Here is an 18702-nt window from a genome sequence, read left to right on the forward strand (position 1 = left end):
AACTACAGTTGGTACATGGCTCGGAATTGGCCGATGATCGAGCGCGAGACCGAGTTCGAGACCATCCGCGCGGCGCTCACGGGCCCCGACTACGTCGGCGCCGTGCTCACCGGCGACGCGGGGGTGGGCAAGACGACACTGGCGCGGCAGGCCGCCGCGGCGGTGGGCGGGCGCATCCGCTGGGTGGCGGGCACCGAATCCGCGCGCGGCATCCCGCTCGGGGTGTTCGCGCACATGGTGGGGGTGTACACCGCGCACGATCCGGTCACCTTCATGTCGGCGGCGCGCGAGGCGTTGCTCGCCGACGGCGCCACCATCATCGGTGTCGACGACGCCCATCTGCTGGACCAGCTCTCGGCCACCCTGTTGCTGCAGTTGGCCATCGACAAGGCCGCGCACGTGGTCGCGACCGTGCGCAGCGGCGTGCCGGTGCCGGACGCGATCACCTCGCTGTGGAAGGACGGGCACCTGCTGCGGGTGGACCTGAAACCGTTCACCCAGCGCCAGAGCGTCGAGCTGGTCGAGTCGATGCTGGGCGGGCAGCTCGAGGGCTTCACCGCCAATCTGATGTGGGAGTCCTCCGGCGGAAACGCCCTGTTCCTACGGCATCTGGTGGAAGGCGCGCTGGAAGCGGGCACGCTGCGGCAGGTCAACGGCGTGTGGCAGCTGCGCGGGCGTGCCGCGGTCACCTCGGAGCTGGCCGCGTTGCTCGAGGATCGGGTCGAGCAACTGCCCGAACCGGTGCTGCGGGTGCTCGAGCTGCTCACCTTCTGTGAGCCGATGGATCTGGACGTGCTGGCCGAGCTGGCCGGTGAGGACGCGGTGGAGGCGGCCGAAACCCGTGGCGTCATCCGGGTTGTCGAGCACGGCCACGAGCTCACCGTGCGCTACAACCACCCGCTCTTCGGCGAGGTGATCCGACGCAGGCTCGGTATCGCCTCGGCGCGCAGGCTGCGGGGGCGGTTGTTCTCGGCGTTGCAGCAGCGGCCGATCAAGTCCGCCGCCGAACGCATCCGGCTGGCCGAATTGGCGTTGGACTCGGACAAATCCGCTGATCTGGAGCTGTTCGAGGCCGCCGCCGCCGATGCCATCGCGCTGGCCGACCTGCCGCTGGGCGAGCGGTTAGCGCGGGCGGCGGTGGAGCGGCGCGGCGGGGTGGAGGCGGCCGATCTGCTGGCCAGGGCGCTGCTGTGGCAAGGGCATCGGATCGAGGCCGAGCGGACGCTGGCCGGGTTCGATCCCGAGCAGCTCACCGAGGTGCAATTGGCCAACTGGGGCGGCACGCGGGTGTCGAACCTGTTGTGGGCCATGGGCGATGCCGACCGCGCCGACGAGGTGCTCGCGCTGGTGCGGGCCAAGGTCCGCCATCCCAAGATCGTCGCCACGCTGGCCGGGCTGGCCTCGGCGTGTGCGGTGAACGAGAACCGCCTCGACGACGCGATCGCCGAGGCCGAGACGGTGATGGGTGATCCGGGCGCGCCGCCGTGGGCGGTGTGGTGGGCGGCCTTCGGCGGCGGGCTGGCGCTGGCGCTGATGGGCCGCGGCGCCGAGGCGAAACGCTACGCGGCGCGCGGGCACGAGGTGGACAAGGCCATCGACGGACTCAACCGTTTCATGTCCACGCACGCGGAGGTGCTCGCGCTGATCTACACCGGCGAGCTGGCGGCCGCGCGGCAGTGCGCGGCACCGCGTTTCAGCTATTCCGAGCCGGGCCAGTACCTGGCGTGGGGCATGTCGAAGATCCTGCAGGGCACCGTCGACGTCGCGCAGGGCCGGTTCCCCGACGGTATCGAGCATCTCGAGCAGGCGCTGGCCGCGTTGACCGCCGAAGGCGCTGCCGCATGGACGTTTCCGGCGCGGATCCGGTTGGCCGAGGCCTACGCCGCGCTGGGCCGGGCGGCGGAGGCGGCCGAGTCGATCGCCGAGGCGAGCAGGCGCGGCGGCAGGCACAGCGCCGTGTACGAACCGCAGCTGGCGATCGCCCGGGCGTGCGTGGCCGCCGCCGAAGGCACGGTCAGCACAGCGGTGCGGCTCGCGATGGCGGCCGCCGATGCCGCGGCCCGCGCGCACCAGTACGCCATCGAGGCCACCGCCCTGCACGTGGCCGCGCGGTTCGGTGATCCGGCGGTGGCCGACCGGCTCACCGAGTTGGCCGGGCGCGTGGACGGCCGCCTTGTGTCGTTGCAGGCCGCCCACGCCCGTGCTCTCGCCGCCCACGACGGTCCCGGATTGGATTCGGCCGCAGCGGGTTTCGAACAGATCGGCGCGCTGCTCTCGGCCGCCGACGCCGCCGCGCAAGCCGCCTCCGCGCACGAACGCGCCGGTGACCGCCGTAACGTGCTGGAATCCGCGGCCACCGCCAACCGGCTGGCGGCGGCCTGCGGCGGCGCGAGCACCCCCGCCCTCCGGGAGGCGGCCCAGCCGCTCCCGCTCACCGTCCGGGAACGGGAGATCGCCAACCTGGTGGCCGCGGGCATGTCCAACCGGCAGATCGCCGACCGGCTCACCGTCTCGGTGCGCACCGTCGAGGGCCACCTCTACCGCGCCTGCATGAAGATGGACGTCACCGATCGGGAATCCCTCGGCGCCCTCATCCGCGGCGAGAACGCGGGCCGCTGATTCCGCTCGGCCGCGCCCGCCACTAGGCTGGGCGGACCCCAGCGGTGCTCTTCGGGAGGGGTCGCGATGCTGAGACGGGCGGTTCTGCTCGGTGCGGTGGCCGTCGCACTGGCCGCGTCGGGCTGTACCGAAACCGGTACCCCGACGCCGGGCAGCGCGGCCGTGACCACCTCGCCGGGCGTCACCCTGAACCCCGAGCAGGAGAACAACCGCAGGATCGTCGAGCGGCTGGCCGAACTGGGCTGCACCACCAACAGCTGCATCCAGACCTACTTCGCGTGCAAGGACGGCTACCTCACCGGCGATGCCTGCGAGTTCTACCGCAGGCATCCCCTGTGAGCGCTTGACCCTCACACCGTGTCAGCCCCTACACCGGGAGCCGTCATGTTGAGCATCGGAGACTTCGCCAGGCACGGGCGGGTGTCGGTGCGGATGTTGCGCCACTACGACGCCCTCGGTCTGCTGCGCCCCGACCGGGTCGACCCGGCCACCGGCTACCGGTCCTACGGGATCGGGCAGCTGGCGCGGCTGAACCGGATCGTCGCGCTGAAGGATCTCGGGTTCACCCTGGACCAGGTCGGCCGGATTCTGGACGCCCGGGTCGGCGGCGCGGAACTGCGCGGCATGCTGATGCTGCGCCGCGCCGAACTCGAGCAGCGCATCGCCGCGGACCGCGCGCGGCTCGCCCAGATCGAGACGAGGCTCCGCATCATCGAAAGGGAGGGTGTCATGCCCGTCGAGGAAGTGGTGATCAGGTCGGTGCCCGCGGTGCGGGTGGCAGAGCTGAGCGAGGTCGCGGCCGATTTCGAGCCGTCGTCCATCGGTCCGGTGGTGGGCAAGCTGTTCGACGAACTCTGGCAGGGGCTGGGCCGCTGGATCGCCGACAACGGCTACCGCACGATCGGGCCGAGCCGGGAGGTCACCCTCGAGTACTCCGAGGACAGCGCGAAGTGGGTGACCGAGCTCCAGGAACCGATCGCGCCCGCGTGAACTCAGATCGCGCCCTTGCCGGTGAGGAAATCGGCGGTGGGTGCGGCGATGAGCTCGACGTTCTGGTTGTGGCCCAGCCGTGGCAGTTCCCGGTGATGGGCCAGCGGCAGCGCGGCGGCGGTGGCCGCGGCGGCGGTCTTGACGCTCGCCGCGCTGTCGGTGCCGGCCAGCACCAGCACGGGCACGGTGAGTTCGGCCCAGTCGGCGGGCCGCAGTGCCTCACCCCGGGTATAGGGGCCGATCACCGCCCAGTCGTGGGCGGTCGAGGTCGCCAGGTTCTTCATCGTGCGCCAGTAGGGGGTCAGGCGCATGGTGGTGACCATCGTCCACGGCACGCCCATCACCTTGCGCAGGTAGTAGGCGGCGGCCTTGCCGGTCTTGCCCTCGGCCAGCAGCTGCTCCAGGCGCGTGCCCGCGTCCTGCGGCGGCACGTGCCCGGTGCGGTCGACGACGAACGGCGGTTCGAACGCGACCACCCGGGTGAGGCCGGGAATCCGGCCGGAGGCGGCCGCCCGCAGGGCCAGCACCGCACCCGCCGACCACCCGAACAGCGCCGCCGCGCCGCCCGCCGCCGCGACCAGCGCCGCCAGGTCGTCGATTTCGTGCCCGGCCTGGTACACACTCGGGGTGTCGCCGCTGTCGCCGCGGCCACGCCGGTCGTAGACGAGCACGGTGAGATCGAGGGCGGCCAGCGCCGCGGCCAGATCGGTCAGCTTGGGCGAGCGGCGGTCCTCGAGCGCTCCGCCGACGAGGATCACCGTGCCCGCCGTCCCGGCGCCGATCTGCTCGTACGCGATCGCGGTCCCGTCCGCGGAGGTCACCGTGTGCATGCCTGTGCTCGCCTTCCTCTCGGGGCCCGTCGCCGAGCCGGTCCGGTGTCCATCATCCGGTGCCGTGCCCCGGCCGCCGTCACCGCCTCAGAACAGCGTCGGCTCCCCGAATCCGGGTGTGCGCTCGATCTCGAGCAGGCGTGCCTTGGTGCCGATGCCGCCCGGTGCGGAGAAGCCGTGCAGCGCGTGGTCGGCGGCGAGCACCCGGTGGCACGGCACGATCAGCGGAACGGGATTGCGGCCCAAGGCCTGTCCCACCGCCTGTGCCGCACCCGGCAGGCCGACCCGGTGGGCCACCTGCCCGTAGGTCAGGGTGCGGCCGGGGTCGATGGCGCGGGTGACCTCGTAGACCGCGCGGTGGAAGTCCGGCACTGCACCGAGGTCAACGGGGATCCAGCGCAGGTCGTCGAGCTCGCCGGACAGGTGGGCGCGGATGCCCGCGACGGCCGTGGCGATCGCGCCCGTCGGCTCGTCTTCCCGGACGCCTCGGCGTTCGAACCCGGCCCGTAGCGCCGCCGGATCGGGTTCGGGCAGCCGGAAGCCGACCACGGCGTCGTCGCGCCAGCTGATCGCACAGACCCCGAGCGGGGTCTCGAACAGCGCGGCGAGGGTGGGCGGCGCGGGCGCACTCATGCCGTCAGTGTGCACCGAGGGTACGACATCCGGAAACCAGTCCAGTCCAGTTTTTCGGAACTGGACTGGACTGGCTGTCGTCCGGTGCTCCCGTGCGCGGCAGGGGGCAACGGTGCCGGTGCCGCCGCCGATCGGCTCAGGCGGCCCTTTGTTCGTCCTCGACGCTGCGCGCGGCGGCGATGTCGCGGTATTGCCGCTGGTCGTCGTAGTAGCCGGGATCCGAATCCCGGAGCAGGTCACTGGGCCGGAACTGCTCGAGCAGGAGCGAGGACACCGGCTCACGGCGGACCAGCCGGTAGGCGAAGGCGAAGACGGCGGCGGCGATGAGGAGGGACAGCAGCGTGGTCATGTTCTTCAGATTCCGCCGACTGGCCTTGCTTTCAAATAGCCAATCCGCGAATACTGGACTTCATGGCGACACGAGTGATCGGCGCGGCCGGGCTGGCGCGCGACCTGGGCAACTGGCGCAGCGCGGGCGAGGACGAGCACGGCCGCCGCAGCAGACCGGCCTACCTGGCCCTGGCCGAAGGCATCCGGCTGCTCATCCACGACGGCCGCGCCCCGCTCGGCGTCGCGCTGCCCAGCGAGCGCGATCTGGCCGCCACCCTCGGCGTCAGCCGCACCACCATCACCTCCACCTACGCGCTGCTGCGCGAGCACGGCTACTTGATCAGCCGCCAGGGTTCGCGCAGCACCGTCGCGCTGCCGCCCGCCGTCCCGAACGACGGCAGCCGCGCCGCCCGCGGCATCCTCGCGACGATGGTCCCGGCCGAGCTCACCACCGTCGACCTCACCTATGCGGCCATGACCGCGCCCGAGGAGATGCACGAGGCGTACGCGACGGCGCTACAGGCGCTGCCCGCGTATCTGGGCACCCACGGCATGGACCCGGTGGGCATGCGTGCGCTACGGGAGGCGCTCGCGCGCCGCTACACCGCCCGCGGCCTGCCCACCGATCCCGACCAGATCCTGGTCACCCTCGGCGCGCAGCACGGCCTGCGCCTGCTGCTCAACGTGCTCACCGCGCCGGCGGCCAGGGTGCTGATCGAGCACCCCACCTACCCCAACGCCATCGAGGCGATCCGTGATGTCGGCGCCCGGCCCATCCCCGTGCCGCTCCTGCTGGAGAACCCTTCGGCCGGTTGGGATCTGGACGGGTTGCGCAGCGCCGCCCGGCAGACCGCGGCCACCCTGGCCTACCTGGTGCCCGACTTCAACAATCCGACCGGGATGCTGCTCGACGCCGAGGGCCGTGCCGAACTGGCCGCCATCGCCCGTGACACCAGGATGACCGTCGTGGTCGACGAATCGATGGTGGATCTCGGCCTCGACGTCGACACCATGCCCCCGCCGGTGGCCGCGTTCGGCAAGGGCGCGGAGATCATCACGATCGGTTCGGCCTCGAAGTCGTTCTGGGGCGGCCTGCGGGTCGGCTGGATCCGCACCAACCAGAGCCTCATCACCAAGTTGCTCGGCATCCGCTCCACCGTCGACCTCGGCACGCCGGTGATGGATCAGCTCGCCACCGTGCACCTGCTCGAACACGCCGAGACGATCCTGGAGCGCCGCCGCGCACAGCTGCGCTCCCAACGCGCGGCCCTGCTCGACGCGATCGCCGAGGAACTGCCGGACTGGCGGGTGCAGCCCGGGGCCGGGGGCATGTCGGTGTGGGCGCAGCTGCCCGCGCCGGTGTCGACGGCACTGGCCGCCACCGCGCCCAACCACGGCGTGCTGCTGGCCGCCGGGCCGCGGTTCGGCGTGCAGGGCGCCTTCGAGCGGTTCCTGCGGTTGCCCTACACCCACGGCGAGCCGGAATTGCGGTTGGCGGTCAAGGGAATCGCGGCCGCCACCGCCGCGCTCACCCCGCGGGCGGCCGATCCGCTCAACCCGTTGAACATGTCGATCCGCTGAGGGCCGCGCCCCGGCGAACGCGAACGCCCCGTGGCATCCCACGGGGCGTTCGGGGCGAGAAGTCAGTCCGCCCAGACGTTCTCGATCGGCGTCGCCTCGGTCGGCGGCGGCGTCGGCACGGCGGCCGGCGTGCGCGAGAAGCGGGGCGCGGGCGCGTGCTGCACCACACCCTCGATCTCGACCAGGCCGTTGCGGGCGGCGATGTGCTCGTTCTCGGTGGCCTCGGTCAGCGTCAGCACCGGGGTGGTGCAGGCGTCGGTGCCTTCGAAGATCGCCGCCCACTCGTCGCGGGTCTTGGTCTTGAACTTCTCGGCGAACAGCTTGCGCAGCTGGTCCTGGCCGTTGGGATCGATCTGCATCGGCAGGCCCTCGGGATCGATCTCGAGCCCCTTCAACAGCTCGGCGTAGAACTGCGGCTCGATCGCGCCCACCGCCATGTACTTGCCGTCGGCGGTCTCGTAGGTGTCGTAGAAGGCCATGCCGGTGTCGAGCAGGTTGGTGCCGCGCTCGTCGGACCACAGGCCCATGCCGCGCATACCCCAGATCATGTGCGACAGGGCCAGCGCGCCGTCGATCATCGCCGCATCGATGACCTGGCCCTTGCCCGAGCTCTGCCGCTCCACCAACGCGGCCAGGATGCCGAACACCAGGAACATCGAACCGCCGCCGAAGTCGCCGACCATGTTCAGCGGCGGCACCGGCCGCTCGCCCTTGCGGCCGATCGCGTTCAGCACGCCGGTCAGCGAGATGTAGTTGATGTCGTGCCCGGCGCGGTCGGCCAGCGGTCCGTACTGGCCCCAGCCGGTCATCCGGCCGTAGACCAGGCGCGGGTTGCGGGCCAGCGTCTCCTCCGGGCCGAGGCCCATCCGCTCGGTGACGCCCGGGCGGAAGCCCTCGATCAGCACGTCGGCCTTGTCGATCAGGCCGAGGACCTTCTCGATGTCGGCGGGGTCCTTGAGGTTGGCCTCGACGATGGTGCGGCCACGCCACTGCGGGCGCTCCATCACGCCGGGGAACAGGTTCGGTCGCTGGACACGCACCACGTCGGCGCCCAGATCGGCCAGCAGCAGCGCGGCGTGCGGACCGGGGCCGATACCGGCCAGCTCGACAACTCGGATGCCCGCGAGCGGGCCCTGCTTGGTGGCGGTGGATTCTGTGCTCACGCCCTACCTCGGTTCGTCGTTGATCCAGGTCACCGGCTGCCGGTGCCTCCCGTCCGATACCCACGGTTCCGGCGGGTGTATTGACAGTATGACAACAAGCCGGGGGTCATCCAGGGCAGCCCCGGGTGCGGCCGGGGGACGGATGGGCGAGAATCCGTGCGGCGGCGATCGGCGGAGGAGAGGATGCGGGCGTGAGCGTGTGGGGCGAGGTCGTCGTCGGTCTGGTGATCCTGGTCGGGCTCGTCGGCATCGTGGTGCCGATACTGCCGGGCGTGATCCTCGTCTTCGGGGCGATCCTGGTGTGGGCGATCATGACCGGCGGGGCGACCGCCTGGACGGTGTTCGCGATCGCGACGGTGCTGCTGGTGATCTCCGGCGTCGTCAAATACGCCTGGCCGGGCCGGAAGATGAAGGACGCGGGGGTGGCCAACCGGGCGCTGTTCCTCGGCGCGGTGCTCGGGATCGTGGGGTTCTTCGTGATCCCGGTGGTCGGCTTGTTCGTCGGATTCGTGCTCGGCGTCTACCTCAGCGAGCTGCAGCGCTTCTCCGACACCAAGCAAGCCTGGACCGCGACCACGCACGCGCTCGAGGGCGTGGGCCTGTCGATCGTGATCGAACTGCTGGGCGCCCTGCTGGCCACCGGCGTCTGGGTGATCGGCGCGATCCTGGCCTGAGCGCGGTCAGGCGCGGCCGTCGGCAGGCCGGGACGGTCAGTCGATCGCGCGGAACGGGATGGTGTCGGCGGGCTCCAGCGGCGCGGGCCGCCGCAGCGGCAAGGTCGGGTCCTGCGGTAGCGGCAGGGTCGGGTCGGGATCGGTGAACTCGGGACGCTCGCGGGCGGGCAACCGGTAGAACGCCCGCGCGTTGTCCTCCAGCACGGCGTGCATATCGGTGCCCACCACATCGCACAGCAGGTCGACGTCGGAGTCGCGGAACGGGCGTCCCGCCCGGGTGCCGGGCAGATCGGTGCCGAACATCAACGCCTGCGGGTTCACCGCGTGGATGCGGCGCAACGTGTCGGCCACGTTCATCGACACCCGGCCGAATCCGGTCGCCTTGACCCGCGCGCCCCGGTCGACGAGGTCGAGCAGGAACGGCAGGCCCTCCTCGGACATGCCGAGATGGTCCACCGACAGGGCGGGCAGCTTGGAGATCACCGGCTGCAACGACGCCAGCATCTGGCCGTCCATGTAGACCTCGACATGCCAGCCCACCAGCTCGTGCGCGCGCAGCGCCTGCACGGTCATGCGGGTGATGTCGGCGGCGGCCCGCTTGAGGTTGAAGCGCAGTGCCCGCACGCCCACCCGGTCGAGTTCGATGATCTCCTCGTCACCCGCGTCCAGGTCCAGCCGCGTCACCCCGACCCAGCCCGCACCGAGTTCGGCCAGCGCCGCCTTCAGATACGTCTGGTCGGTGCCCTGGAACGACGCGCTCACCACCGCGCCGCCCTGGACATCGAAGCGCGCCATACGTTTCCGATAGTCGGCGATGGTGTAGGGCTCCGGCAGGTAGCCCTCGTTCTCGGTCAGCGGGAACCGCGGATCGATGATGTGGACATGGGCATCGAACACGTGTACAGAATGCCTCGAGATCGCCGGGCTGTCGCACCTGCCGCCCGCGTGGTGACACCGGCGCTGCTGCCACAGCCCGCGTGGTGACGCCGCGCTACCGCCGCCGGCCGCTCAGACCTTGTGCGGCTCGCTGGCGCGCAGCATGTCCTCGCGCTCGACGACCTTGACGCGCTCGCGGCCCTCCGGCTCGCCGAGCGAGCGCTCGTGCGCGTCCAGGCGGTACCAGCCCGCCCAGGTCGTGAACGGCAGCCCCTTGCTCTCCAGGAACTCGATGACCGCGTCCGGGTCCGGGTTCTCCGCCGGGGTGAACGAGGGGGCGTCGTCGAGCAGGCAGGCGATCGTCTCGTTGGCGTCGCCCTTGGTGTGGCCGATCAGGCCGACCGGGCCGCGCTTGATCCAGCCGGTGACGTAGGTGGCGGGCATGTAGCGCGCCGGGCCGTCGGCGTTCTCGTCGATCAGCACGCGACCGGCCTCGTTCGGCACGGTGCCTGCCTGGTCGTCGAACGGCAGGTTGCTGATGTTCTGCGACAGATAGCCGACAGCGCGGTAGACGGCCTGGACGTCCCAGTCCTTGAACACGCCGGTGCCCTTGACGTTGCCGGTGCCGTCGAGCTGGGTGCGCTCGGTGCGCAGGCCGACGACCTTGCCGTTCTCGTCGCCGAGGATCTCCGCCGGGGACTCGAAGAAGTGCAGGTAGAGCTTGTGCGGACGGTCGCCCTGGTCGCGGATCGCCCACTGCTCGAGGGTGTTGGCGACCATGTCGACCTGCTTGGAGTGGCGGCGCGCGGCCTCCGAGCCCTCGTCGTAGTCGATGTCCTCGGGGTCGACGATCACCTCGATGGTGGGCGAGTGGTCGAGCTCGCGCAGCTCCAGCGGGGTGAACTTGGCCTGGGCCGGGCCGCGGCGGCCGAACACGTGCACCTCGACGGCCTTGTTGGCCTTCAGGCCCGCGTAGACGTTCGGCGGGATCTCGGTGGGCAGCAGTTCGTCACCGGTCTTGGCGAGCACGCGCGCCACGTCCAGCGCGACGTTGCCGACGCCGAGCACCGCGACCTTCTCCGCGTCCAGCGGCCAGGTGCGGGGCACGTCCGGGTGACCGTCGTACCAGGAGACGAAGTCGGCCGCGCCGTAGGAACCGTCCAGGTCGATGCCGGGGATGTTCAGCGCGCGGTCGGCGTTGGCGCCGGTGGAGAAGATCACCGCGTCGTAGAAGCGGCGCAGGTCATCGAGGGTGATGTCGGTGCCGTAGTCGATGTTGCCGAGCAGGCGCACCTGCTCCTTGTCGAGCACCTTGTGCAGGGCGGTGATGATGCCCTTGATGCGCGGATGATCGGGCGCGACGCCGTAGCGGATCAGCCCGAACGGTGCGGGCATGCGCTCGTAGAGGTCGATGCTCACGTCGGCATCGGACTTCATCAACGCGTCGGCGGCGTAGATTCCGGCCGGCCCCGCGCCGACGATCGCGATGCGGAGCGGGCGGGCGCCGCTGGTCGGCGCTGCACTCTGTTCGGTCATCTGTTACGCGCACCCTTATTGGTCGAATACGTTCACTGGCGTCCTTCTTAGCTTAGGCTAAGTTGACGCACCGATCTGGTTGCCCCTGGCGATACGGACGCCGATCGGGCCCCCTGTCACGTCCCAGGTCACGACGTTCGCTGTCTTTTGCCAGGACAGCGGGCCGCAGATTCGCGATTCTATCGTCCGGCCGACAGCCGCCGCCGGGGCGGTGCCGCGGCGGACCCGGATCCGCGCGCTGCGTACCTGCCGCCGCCGTCCACGGTACCCGCGCGTGCGTGGCGCCGGATGTGTGCTGCGTCGCGGCCGGGGGCCGCCGCCCGCCCACCACGGCGCACCGGGGATCATCGAGGTCATGGCCGACAAGCAGCCCGCCGGGCAGGACGAACCGATCCCCGTCGATCAGACCGATCACCGCTCGATGACCCCGTTCATCGCGGCCGCGGTGATCGCGGTGATCGTGCTGGTGGCCATCGTGCTCGGCGGCCTGCTCTCCCCCGCTGAGAAAAATGTCACAGAAGCCGACCGGATCACCGCCGCCGTGCAGAACTTCGTCGAGGGCACCAACGCCACCGACGAGGTGCCGCCGCCCGGTGCCGCCTGCGCGGATTTCGACCCGGCGCGCTCACCGCTGGCCGCGCAGGAAGGCACCGGCAAGACAATCGAACTGGCGTCGGTCGCCGATCAGAGCGTCAACGGCAACCGGGCCAAGGCCACCGTCACGGTGCGGGTCGACGGGGCCGAACAGACCGCGACCTGGAACCTGGTCCGTGCCGACGGCACGTGGGTGGTCTGCACCGCCTGATCCGGTTGACACGGTGACTTCGGTCCAGGCAATCTCAGTGACCGAAGGTCATGAGCACCAGCGCCAAGCCCCGGCTCGCTGGTCGGCAACCCTCCTCCGCGGCGGGGTGCTCCGGGTGACGACCTGGCCGTACCGAAGACGGTGCGGCAAGTGCGGATTCACAGGAGGTTCGAATGAGTTACGCCGGGGACATCACCCCCCGCCAGGCCTGGGAACTGCTGCGTGAGAACCCCGCGGCCGTCCTCGTCGACGTGCGTACCGAAGCCGAGTGGCGCTTCGTCGGCGTGCCCGACACCAGCTCCATCGACCGGCCCACCCTGCTGATCGAGTGGGTGGACGGCACCGGCTCGCCGAACCCGCGCTTCGCCGAGCAGCTCGGCAAGGCACTGGCCGACCGCGCGCCGGAGGCGCCCGTGGTGTTCCTGTGTCGGTCGGGGCAGCGTTCGGCGCACGCCGCCGACGTCGCGACCGAGCTGGGAATCACCCCGTCCTACAACGTGATCGAGGGCTTCGAGGGTTCGCTGGATGCCAACGGGCACCGCGGCGGCACCGGTTGGCGGGCCGAGGGGCTGCCCTGGAGGCAGTCGTGATCACCGGCGGCGCGTTCGACAAGCCGCTGCCCGAGGGCGTCGGTCCCGCGACCCTCGGAGTGCGCGGCGGGCTGCGCCGGTCCGGCTTCGAGGAGACCGCCGAGGCGCTCTACCTGACCTCCGGTTTCGTCTACGAGAGCGCCGAGGCCGCCGAGGCCGCGTTCACCGGCGAGGTGGAGCACTTCGTCTACTCCCGGTACGGCAATCCGACCGTGGCGATGTTCGAGGAACGCATCCGCCTGATGGACGGCGCCGAGGCCGCGTTCGCGACCGCCAGCGGTATGTCGGCGGTGTTCACCGCGCTCGGCGCGCTGCTCGGCGCCGGCGACCGGCTGGTCGCGGCCCGCAGCCTGTTCGGGTCGTGTTTCGTGGTCTGCAACGAGATCCTGCCCCGCTGGGGCGTGGAGACGGTGTTCGTCGACGGCGAGGACCTCGACCAGTGGGAGCGGGCACTGTCGGTGCCCACCGCCGCGGTGTTCTTCGAGACGCCGGCCAACCCGATGCAGACCCTGGTCGACGTGCGCCGGGTCACCGAGATCGCGCACGCCGCGGGCGCGAAAGTGGTGCTGGACAACGTGTTCGCCACACCGCTGCTGCAGAAGGGCTTCGATCTCGGCGCCGACGTGGTCGTCTACTCCGGCACCAAGCACATCGACGGCCAGGGCCGGGTGCTCGGCGGTGCGATCCTCGGCGACCGCGAGTACATCGACGGCCCGGTGAAGACCCTGATGCGCCACACCGGCCCGGCGCTGAGCCCGTTCAACGCCTGGACGCTGCTCAAGGGCCTCGAGACGATGCCGCTGCGCGTGCGGCACTCCACCGAGTCGGCGCTGCGGATCGCCCGCTTCCTCGAGTCGAACCCGGCGGTGAGCTGGGTGAAATACCCGTTCCTCGAATCACATCCGCAGTACGACCTGGCCCGGGCCCAGATGTCCGGTGGCGGCACCGTGGTCACCTTCGAGCTGAAGGCGGCCGAGGGCGAGGCCAAGAAGCGCGCGTTCGAGGTGCTCGACCGGCTGCGGATCATCGACATCTCCAACAACCTCGGCGATGCCAAGACCCTCATCACCCACCCCGCCACCACCACCCATCGCGCGATGGGCCCCGAGGGCCGGGCCGGTATCGGCCTGACCGACGGGGTGGTGCGCATCTCGGTGGGGCTGGAGGACGTCGACGACCTGCTCGGCGATCTCGAGCACGCGCTGAGCTGACCGGCTCATCCGGCCGGCCGCAGCAGTTCCGCGAGGTCGGCCGGGATCGGCATCGGCCGGCGCAGACCGACATTCGCGCGCCCGGTGTTGCCTTCCGGATAGCGCCCGGTCAGCGAGCCGGGCGCGGCGACGAGGACGCGGACGAGCTGGCCGACGGCCTCGCGGCGGTCGCGCTGCCGTACCGCCAGGGCGAACATCGCGACGTGGTTGCCGGTGTGCAGCCACGGGTCGGGCTGGGACAGGATGTGCGCGCGTTCGAGGTGCGTCCAGCGCAGGGCCGGGTCGGCGGTGGTCTTCGCGGCCGCCATCTCGGCGCGGTAGCGGGCGCGGGCGGCGGGGGAGAGGGCGGGCATCAGTGTCCTTTCCGGAATGGTTCGGCCAGTTGGGCCAGGTAGCCCACCGGATAGTCGGGTTTCGCGGCCATGCCGAGGTCGTCGCTGGTGAACCGCCGTCGCGGGTCGTAGCTGTAGGTGCCGAGCAGGTGGTCCCAGATCAGGGTGAACAGGCCGAAGTTGACATCGCCCACCCCCGCCCATTTGAGGTGGTGGAAGCGGTGGCCCTCGTTCAGCGCCAGCACGTGTTTGAGCGGCCCGACCCGGTAGTCGGCGTTGGAGTGCTGCAGCAGCAGTTGCACGGCCACGGCCAGTGCCAGCGCGGCGGCGACCGGCACCGGGATACCGGCGAGCAGCAGGGGCGTGACCCCGGCGATCATCTCGACCGTCTGGTGCAGTGGGTGTTTCATCAGGCCGTTGAGGCCGTAGCAGCGGGTGACGCTGTGGTGCACGGCGTGGAATCGCCACAGCACCCCGATGTGGTGGCTGGCGTAGTGGGCGAGCGTGATGCCCAGATCGGCGATCAGGATCGCCACCAGCACCTGGATGACGAAAGGCCAGCTGTGCGGCCATATTCCGGTACCCGGTAGCAGCGCGGCGAGGGCGGGGATGGCGGCGACCGAGCCGAGGACCAGCGTCTCGTTGACGACGGTGTGGACGGTGTCGCGGCCCGCGTCGCCGTGCGAGCGGTTCCAGGCCGGCCGGTAGGGCAGCACACGTTCGGCGGCGAACGACAACGCGACGGCCGCGGCGAGCAGCGCCACCAGCCACAGCTTGGCGGCGCCAGCGGCGGCCAGGGCGATGCCCGCGCCGTTGATGCCTACCAGCATCACCGGCACGTAGCCGTATCGGACAAGGGGGCGAACCACAATGGACATGGGTTCAGCGTCGCCGCCGTGCCCGGCCGTCGGCTTGAAGAAATCAGCTGACCTTCGCCGGCGGCGGGCGCCAGCCGGTCGCGATGAGCGCTTCGGTCGGGCTGATGCCGATCAGGTCGCGGCAGGTGCGGGTCAGGTGCGCGCTGTCGGCGAAGCCGGCCGCGTGCGCGGCCTCGGTCAGCGAATCGCCCGCGCGGACGACGTCCATCGCGAGTTGGAGCCGGACCCAGCGCCGCCACGCCGCGTACGGCAACCCGACCTGTTCGGTGAACACGTGCGAGAGGCGACTGGCCGAAATGCCGACGCGGGCCGCGAGTTCCGCCAGCCGCGGCGGTCCGCCGGGGCGGTCGACCGCCATCCGCAGCGCGGCGGCGACCGCGGGATGGTTGCGCCTGCGCCGACCGGTCGGGTCGGCGGCGGGGCTCGGCACGGCGGCCGCGACCCAGCTGGCGGCGTCGTCGGCGGGCAGCCCGCCCAGCCGGGCGACGGCGGCGTGCGCGGTGGTGCTGTCGGGATCGAGGAAGGCGAGGAAGCCGCTGGTGCCGGCCTCGGCGCGGACCCGGTGTGCGACGCCGGGCGGGATGATCGCGGCCTGGGCGGAGACGGTCTGCCCGCCCGCGTCGGTCAGTGTGAGCCCTCCGCGGGCCACGAACAGGACCTGCACGGCGGCGTGCGCGTGGGCGTCGGCGTCGCCGATCTCACCGGTGAACGCCATCAGCCCGGGGCGGAACACCACCCCGCCGCGCCACGCCGCCGAACCCATCAGGCCAGTGCGCGCAGGCGGGGTGCCAGATCGCGCTGGAACAGGTCGAGGAACCGGCGCTGGTCGTGGCCCGGCGCGTGGAACACCAGGTGGTTGAGGCCCGCGTCGAGGTAGGGCTTGATCTGTTCGACGGCCTGGTCCGGGTCGCTGGCCACGATCCAGCGCTTGGCGATCTGCTCGATCGGCAGCGCGTCGGCGGCCGCCTCCATTTCGATGGGATCGGTGATGCTGTGCTTCTGCTCGGCGGTCAGCGACAGCGGCGCCCAGAACCGGGTGTTCTCCAGTGCCAGTTCGGGATCGGTGTCGTAGGAGATCTTGATCTCGATCATCCGGTCGATGCTGTCCACGCTGCGTCCGGCCTTGGCCGCGCCCTCGGCGACCGCGGGCATGAGCTTGTCGGTGTAGAGCTCCATGCCCTTGCCCGAGGTGCAGATGAACCCGTCGCCCGCACGCCCGGCGTAGCGGGCCACCAGCGGGCCGCCCGCGGCGATGTAGATCGGCACGCCGCCCTCGGGCACGTCGTAGATCGAGGCGCCGACGGTGCGGTAGTACTGGCCGTCGAAATCGACCCGGTCGCCGGTCCACAGCGCCCGCATCAGCTCCACCGCCTCGCGCAGCCGCGCGAACCGCTCCTTGAACTTCGGCCACTCACCCTGGTAGCCGGTGGCGATCTCGTTGAGCGCCTCGCCGGTGCCGACACCGAGCATGACCCGCCCCGGGTACAGGCAGCCCATCGTGGCGAAGGCCTGCGCGATCACGGCCGGGTTGTAGCGGAAGGTCGGCGTGAGCACCGACGTGCCCAGTTTGATCCGCTCGGTGCGCGCGCCCACCGCGGCCATCCAGGCCAGTGAGAACGGCGCGTGCCCGCCCTTGTGCCGCCAGGGCTGGAAGTGGTCGCTCACCGTGGCGCTGTCCATGCCGTGTTCCTCGGCGAGCACCGCGATGTCCACCAGTTCCCGTGGGCCGAATTGTTCCGCCGACGCCTTGAATCCCAGCTCGAGATCACCCATTGCGCGTCACTCCTGTCGCTTCGCTCTGCTCTCGCACGGCCGGTTCGACCATAACCAGGTCCGACGGCACGCGTGTGCGCGGTCACGTCCGGGTGAGGCAACCCGCGGGGAGGTGTTGTCATTCCATCGGTAGTGAGTGTACAGTCACTCACATGAGCAAGAGCGGAGCCATCCTCTCCCGGTCGGACGCCCGGCGCGACACCGTCGTCGACGCGGCCATCGCCGAGTTCGCCCGCACCGGCTACCACGGCACGCCGATCAGCACGGTGGCGGCGGCGGCGCAGATCTCCCCCGCGTACGTCTTCAAGTTGTTCCCGAGCAAGGTCACGCTGTTCGTCGCCGCGCTCGACCGCTGTTTCGAGCGGATCGAGAGTGCGCTCGCGGCCGGCGCGGCCCGGGTGCCCGGTGCGAAGCCCGACGAGATCCTGTACGAGATGGGCGGCGCCTACGCCGAACTCATCGGCGACCGGAATCTGCTCATGCTCCAGGTGCACGCCCAGTCCGTCGTCGACGTCCCGGAGATCGGGGAGGCGATGCGGCGCGGTATCGCCCGGGTGACCGAACTGGCCAAACAGCGATCCGGCGCCGAGGACGCCGCGGTGCAACGCTTCATCGCCTTCGGGCAGCTCTGTCACCTGATCACCACCCTCGGGCTCGACGGGGACGCCAGTCCCTGGGCGGCGATCCTCACCGAGGGCATCCGGCACCCCGGCTGACCCGTTCCGACCATGCCCCTTCGGGGGCTTTTCTTCGACCCATCGAGTGATTGACCAGTCACACACTAGGAGAGAATCATGATCACCACAGCCACCGAAATCGTGCTGCCCGGCCGCGTCGAGCCGGACGGCCTGCTCGTCACCCGGCGCGAGCTGCCCGGGCCGGGCCCCGGCCAGGCGCTCGTGCGGGTCGAGGCGAGCGGCGTCTCCTTCGCCGAGCAGCAGATGCGACGCGGCAAGTACTACGACCAGCCACCGTTCCCGTTCGTGCCCGGCTACGACCTGGTCGGCATCGTCACCGCGGTGGGCCAGGACGTCGACGCCGCGCTGGTGGGACGCCGGGTGGCGGCACTGACCAAGATCGGCGGCTGGACCAGCGCCGCCCTGCTGGACGCCGCCGACCTGGTGCCCGTGCCGGAGCCACTCGACGCCGCCGCGGCCGAAACCTTCGTCGTCAACGGGATCACCGCGTGGCAGATGCTGTTCCGCACCGCGAAAGTCCGTGCCGGACAGACCATCCTGGTGCACGGCGCGAACGGCGGGGTCGGATCGACCCTCGTCCAGCTGGCGCGCGCCCACGGCATCCATGTCATCGGCACGGCCTCGGCGCGCCACCGCCGCGCCGTCGAGGAACTCGGCGCGACCTGGATCGACTATCGCACCGAAGTGGCACGGCAGGTACGGGAGCTGGCGCCGGGCGGGGTGAACGCGGTGTTCGACCACATCGGCGGTCCCGGCATCGTCGAGTCGTTCCGCCTGCTCGCCCCGCACGGCACCCTGGTCTCCTACGGCACCGCCGCGACCAAGGACCAGGAGGGCAATTCCCGGCTGCCGGTGCTGAAGCTGCTCGCGCGGTTGGTGCTGTGGAACGCGCTGCCCAACAAGCGGAATGCGCACTTCTTCAATCTGTGGGCGGGTAAGCGCAACCTGTCGCGCTTCCGCGCCCGGATCGCCGCGGACCTCGGCGCCGTCTTCGACCTCGCGGCACAGGGCGTACTGCGCGCCAAGGTAGCGGCCCGGGTTCCGTTGAGCGCGGCGGCCCGCGCGGTCGAGCTCGCCGAATCCGGTTCCGTCGTCGGCAAAGTCGTTCTCGTCGCCGACGAAGGCTGAACCCGTCCCACCCGCTCGCGCTACCGCCCGCCGATCCCTACCCTCCGCCACCTTC

At 71.0% G+C, this 18702-nt stretch carries 20 protein-coding genes and 1 riboswitch; of the genes, 10 read left to right on the plus strand and 10 right to left on the minus strand.

Annotated features, from left to right (window positions below):
- The first annotated feature begins 15 nt into the window (after window positions 1–15).
- The 3 genes from AMO33_RS21850 to AMO33_RS21860 all read left to right on the plus strand — a co-directional run bounded on the left by AMO33_RS21850 (window position 16) and on the right by AMO33_RS21860 (window position 3609).
- On the plus strand, window positions 16–2619 hold the full coding sequence (locus tag AMO33_RS21850; RefSeq protein WP_060594076.1) for a helix-turn-helix transcriptional regulator: 2604 nt from the start codon (window positions 16–18) through the stop codon (window positions 2617–2619).
- 66 nt (window positions 2620–2685) lie between these two features.
- Window positions 2686–2958, plus strand: coding sequence for a hypothetical protein (locus tag AMO33_RS21855; protein WP_011211905.1), 273 nt, complete (start codon window positions 2686–2688; stop codon window positions 2956–2958).
- A gap of 45 nt (window positions 2959–3003) precedes the next feature.
- Window positions 3004–3609, plus strand: coding sequence for a MerR family transcriptional regulator (locus AMO33_RS21860; RefSeq protein ID WP_060594077.1), 606 nt, complete (start codon window positions 3004–3006; stop codon window positions 3607–3609).
- Window positions 3610–3611: 2 nt separating this feature from the next.
- On the opposite strand, the gene AMO33_RS21865 is transcribed toward AMO33_RS21860, so the two are convergent.
- From AMO33_RS21865 to AMO33_RS21875, 3 genes are all read right to left on the minus strand, one after another.
- Window positions 3612–4439, minus strand: coding sequence for an alpha/beta hydrolase (locus AMO33_RS21865; protein WP_060594078.1), 828 nt, complete (start codon window positions 4437–4439; stop codon window positions 3612–3614).
- Between the two features lie 87 nt (window positions 4440–4526).
- Entirely contained in the window at window positions 4527–5072 is a 546-nt protein-coding gene (locus AMO33_RS21870) for a methylated-DNA--[protein]-cysteine S-methyltransferase (protein ID WP_011211902.1), read from the minus strand.
- A 136-nt stretch (window positions 5073–5208) separates the two neighbouring features.
- On the minus strand, window positions 5209–5421 hold the full coding sequence (locus AMO33_RS21875; RefSeq protein ID WP_011211901.1) for a hypothetical protein: 213 nt from the start codon (window positions 5419–5421) through the stop codon (window positions 5209–5211).
- A 62-nt stretch (window positions 5422–5483) separates the two neighbouring features.
- Between AMO33_RS21875 and yczR the strand changes: the two genes are divergently transcribed.
- The gene (gene yczR, locus AMO33_RS21880; RefSeq protein ID WP_011211900.1) at window positions 5484–6983 is read left to right on the plus strand and encodes a MocR-like transcription factor YczR; all 1500 of its coding nucleotides are present in this window, start codon (window positions 5484–5486) and stop codon (window positions 6981–6983) included.
- Between the two features lie 62 nt (window positions 6984–7045).
- On the opposite strand, the gene AMO33_RS21885 is transcribed toward yczR, so the two are convergent.
- Complete coding sequence (locus AMO33_RS21885; RefSeq protein ID WP_060594079.1) at window positions 7046–8146, minus strand: CaiB/BaiF CoA transferase family protein; 1101 nt, start codon at window positions 8144–8146, stop codon at window positions 7046–7048.
- A 191-nt stretch (window positions 8147–8337) separates the two neighbouring features.
- Here AMO33_RS21885 and AMO33_RS21890 point away from each other — a divergent pair, with 191 nt between their 5' ends.
- Entirely contained in the window at window positions 8338–8820 is a 483-nt protein-coding gene (locus tag AMO33_RS21890) for a DUF456 domain-containing protein (RefSeq protein ID WP_060594080.1), read from the plus strand.
- 36 nt (window positions 8821–8856) lie between these two features.
- On the opposite strand, the gene AMO33_RS21895 is transcribed toward AMO33_RS21890, so the two are convergent.
- Entirely contained in the window at window positions 8857–9717 is an 861-nt protein-coding gene (locus AMO33_RS21895; protein ID WP_060594081.1) for an amidohydrolase family protein, read from the minus strand.
- A 111-nt stretch (window positions 9718–9828) separates the two neighbouring features.
- On the minus strand, window positions 9829–11232 hold the full coding sequence (locus AMO33_RS21900) for an FAD-dependent oxidoreductase (protein ID WP_060594082.1): 1404 nt from the start codon (window positions 11230–11232) through the stop codon (window positions 9829–9831).
- Between the two features lie 355 nt (window positions 11233–11587).
- On the opposite strand from AMO33_RS21900, the gene AMO33_RS21905 reads away from it, so the two are divergent.
- From AMO33_RS21905 to AMO33_RS21915, 3 genes are all read left to right on the plus strand, one after another.
- Entirely contained in the window at window positions 11588–12037 is a 450-nt protein-coding gene (locus AMO33_RS21905; protein ID WP_060594083.1) for an Rv0361 family membrane protein, read from the plus strand.
- A 46-nt stretch (window positions 12038–12083) separates the two neighbouring features.
- Window positions 12084–12196, plus strand: a riboswitch (SAM riboswitch).
- Between the two features lie 14 nt (window positions 12197–12210).
- Entirely contained in the window at window positions 12211–12627 is a 417-nt protein-coding gene (locus AMO33_RS21910; protein WP_011211894.1) for a rhodanese-like domain-containing protein, read from the plus strand.
- A complete protein-coding gene (locus AMO33_RS21915) occupies window positions 12624–13838 on the plus strand; it encodes an O-succinylhomoserine sulfhydrylase (protein WP_060594084.1) in 1215 nt (404 codons plus the stop codon). Before AMO33_RS21910 ends, AMO33_RS21915 begins: the two co-directional genes overlap by 4 nt.
- Before the next feature lie 5 nt (window positions 13839–13843).
- Here AMO33_RS21915 and AMO33_RS21920 read toward each other — a convergent pair whose 3' ends face one another.
- The 4 genes from AMO33_RS21920 to fgd are packed head-to-tail and all read right to left on the minus strand — an operon-like array spanning window position 13844 to window position 16821.
- Complete coding sequence (locus AMO33_RS21920) at window positions 13844–14191, minus strand: DUF3703 domain-containing protein (protein WP_060594085.1); 348 nt, start codon at window positions 14189–14191, stop codon at window positions 13844–13846.
- Window positions 14191–15048: a sterol desaturase family protein gene (locus AMO33_RS21925; protein ID WP_060594086.1), complete on the minus strand. Its 858-nt coding sequence runs from the start codon at window positions 15046–15048 to the stop codon at window positions 14191–14193. The genes AMO33_RS21920 and AMO33_RS21925 overlap by 1 nt, the downstream gene beginning before the upstream one ends.
- 43 nt (window positions 15049–15091) lie before the next feature.
- Window positions 15092–15811: an AraC family transcriptional regulator gene (locus AMO33_RS21930; RefSeq protein WP_060594087.1), complete on the minus strand. Its 720-nt coding sequence runs from the start codon at window positions 15809–15811 to the stop codon at window positions 15092–15094.
- Complete coding sequence (gene fgd, locus AMO33_RS21935) at window positions 15811–16821, minus strand: glucose-6-phosphate dehydrogenase (coenzyme-F420) (RefSeq protein ID WP_060594088.1); 1011 nt, start codon at window positions 16819–16821, stop codon at window positions 15811–15813. Before fgd ends, AMO33_RS21930 begins: the two co-directional genes overlap by 1 nt.
- Window positions 16822–16973: 152 nt before the next feature.
- Here fgd and AMO33_RS21940 point away from each other — a divergent pair, with 152 nt between their 5' ends.
- Both AMO33_RS21940 and AMO33_RS21945 read left to right on the plus strand, forming a co-directional pair.
- Window positions 16974–17537, plus strand: a complete 564-nt coding sequence (locus AMO33_RS21940) for a TetR/AcrR family transcriptional regulator (RefSeq protein ID WP_011211888.1) — start codon at window positions 16974–16976, stop codon at window positions 17535–17537.
- Window positions 17538–17615: 78 nt separating this feature from the next.
- Window positions 17616–18647 (plus strand): medium chain dehydrogenase/reductase family protein, encoded by a 1032-nt coding sequence (locus AMO33_RS21945; protein WP_060594089.1) that lies wholly within the window; start codon window positions 17616–17618, stop codon window positions 18645–18647.
- The last annotated feature ends 55 nt before the right edge of the window (window positions 18648–18702 follow it).

This window comes from Nocardia farcinica, assembly GCF_001182745.1.
GTDB lineage: Bacteria > Actinomycetota > Actinomycetes > Mycobacteriales > Mycobacteriaceae > Nocardia > Nocardia farcinica.

Excerpts from the sequence above, each read along its gene's own strand:
- AMO33_RS21870 (WP_011211902.1), bottom strand. The coding sequence starts at position 5,072 with ATGAGTGCGCCCGCGCCGCCCACCCTCGCCGCGCTGTTCGAGACCCCG.
- AMO33_RS21930 (WP_060594087.1), bottom strand. The coding sequence starts at position 15,811 with ATGGGTTCGGCGGCGTGGCGCGGCGGGGTGGTGTTCCGCCCCGGGCTG.
- AMO33_RS21860 (WP_060594077.1), top strand. The coding sequence starts at position 3,004 with ATGTTGAGCATCGGAGACTTCGCCAGGCACGGGCGGGTGTCGGTGCGG.
- AMO33_RS21850 (WP_060594076.1), top strand. The coding sequence starts at position 16 with ATGGCTCGGAATTGGCCGATGATCGAGCGCGAGACCGAGTTCGAGACC.
- AMO33_RS21920 (WP_060594085.1), bottom strand. The coding sequence starts at position 14,191 with ATGCCCGCCCTCTCCCCCGCCGCCCGCGCCCGCTACCGCGCCGAGATG.
- AMO33_RS21875 (WP_011211901.1), bottom strand. The coding sequence starts at position 5,421 with ATGACCACGCTGCTGTCCCTCCTCATCGCCGCCGCCGTCTTCGCCTTC.
- AMO33_RS21925 (WP_060594086.1), bottom strand. The coding sequence starts at position 15,048 with ATGTCCATTGTGGTTCGCCCCCTTGTCCGATACGGCTACGTGCCGGTG.
- AMO33_RS21865 (WP_060594078.1), bottom strand. The coding sequence starts at position 4,439 with ATGCACACGGTGACCTCCGCGGACGGGACCGCGATCGCGTACGAGCAG.
- AMO33_RS21910 (WP_011211894.1), top strand. The coding sequence starts at position 12,211 with ATGAGTTACGCCGGGGACATCACCCCCCGCCAGGCCTGGGAACTGCTG.
- AMO33_RS21855 (WP_011211905.1), top strand. The coding sequence starts at position 2,686 with ATGCTGAGACGGGCGGTTCTGCTCGGTGCGGTGGCCGTCGCACTGGCC.
- AMO33_RS21940 (WP_011211888.1), top strand. The coding sequence starts at position 16,974 with ATGAGCAAGAGCGGAGCCATCCTCTCCCGGTCGGACGCCCGGCGCGAC.
- fgd (WP_060594088.1), bottom strand. The coding sequence starts at position 16,821 with ATGGGTGATCTCGAGCTGGGATTCAAGGCGTCGGCGGAACAATTCGGC.
- AMO33_RS21905 (WP_060594083.1), top strand. The coding sequence starts at position 11,588 with ATGGCCGACAAGCAGCCCGCCGGGCAGGACGAACCGATCCCCGTCGAT.
- AMO33_RS21945 (WP_060594089.1), top strand. The coding sequence starts at position 17,616 with ATGATCACCACAGCCACCGAAATCGTGCTGCCCGGCCGCGTCGAGCCG.
- yczR (WP_011211900.1), top strand. The coding sequence starts at position 5,484 with ATGGCGACACGAGTGATCGGCGCGGCCGGGCTGGCGCGCGACCTGGGC.
- AMO33_RS21900 (WP_060594082.1), bottom strand. The coding sequence starts at position 11,232 with ATGACCGAACAGAGTGCAGCGCCGACCAGCGGCGCCCGCCCGCTCCGC.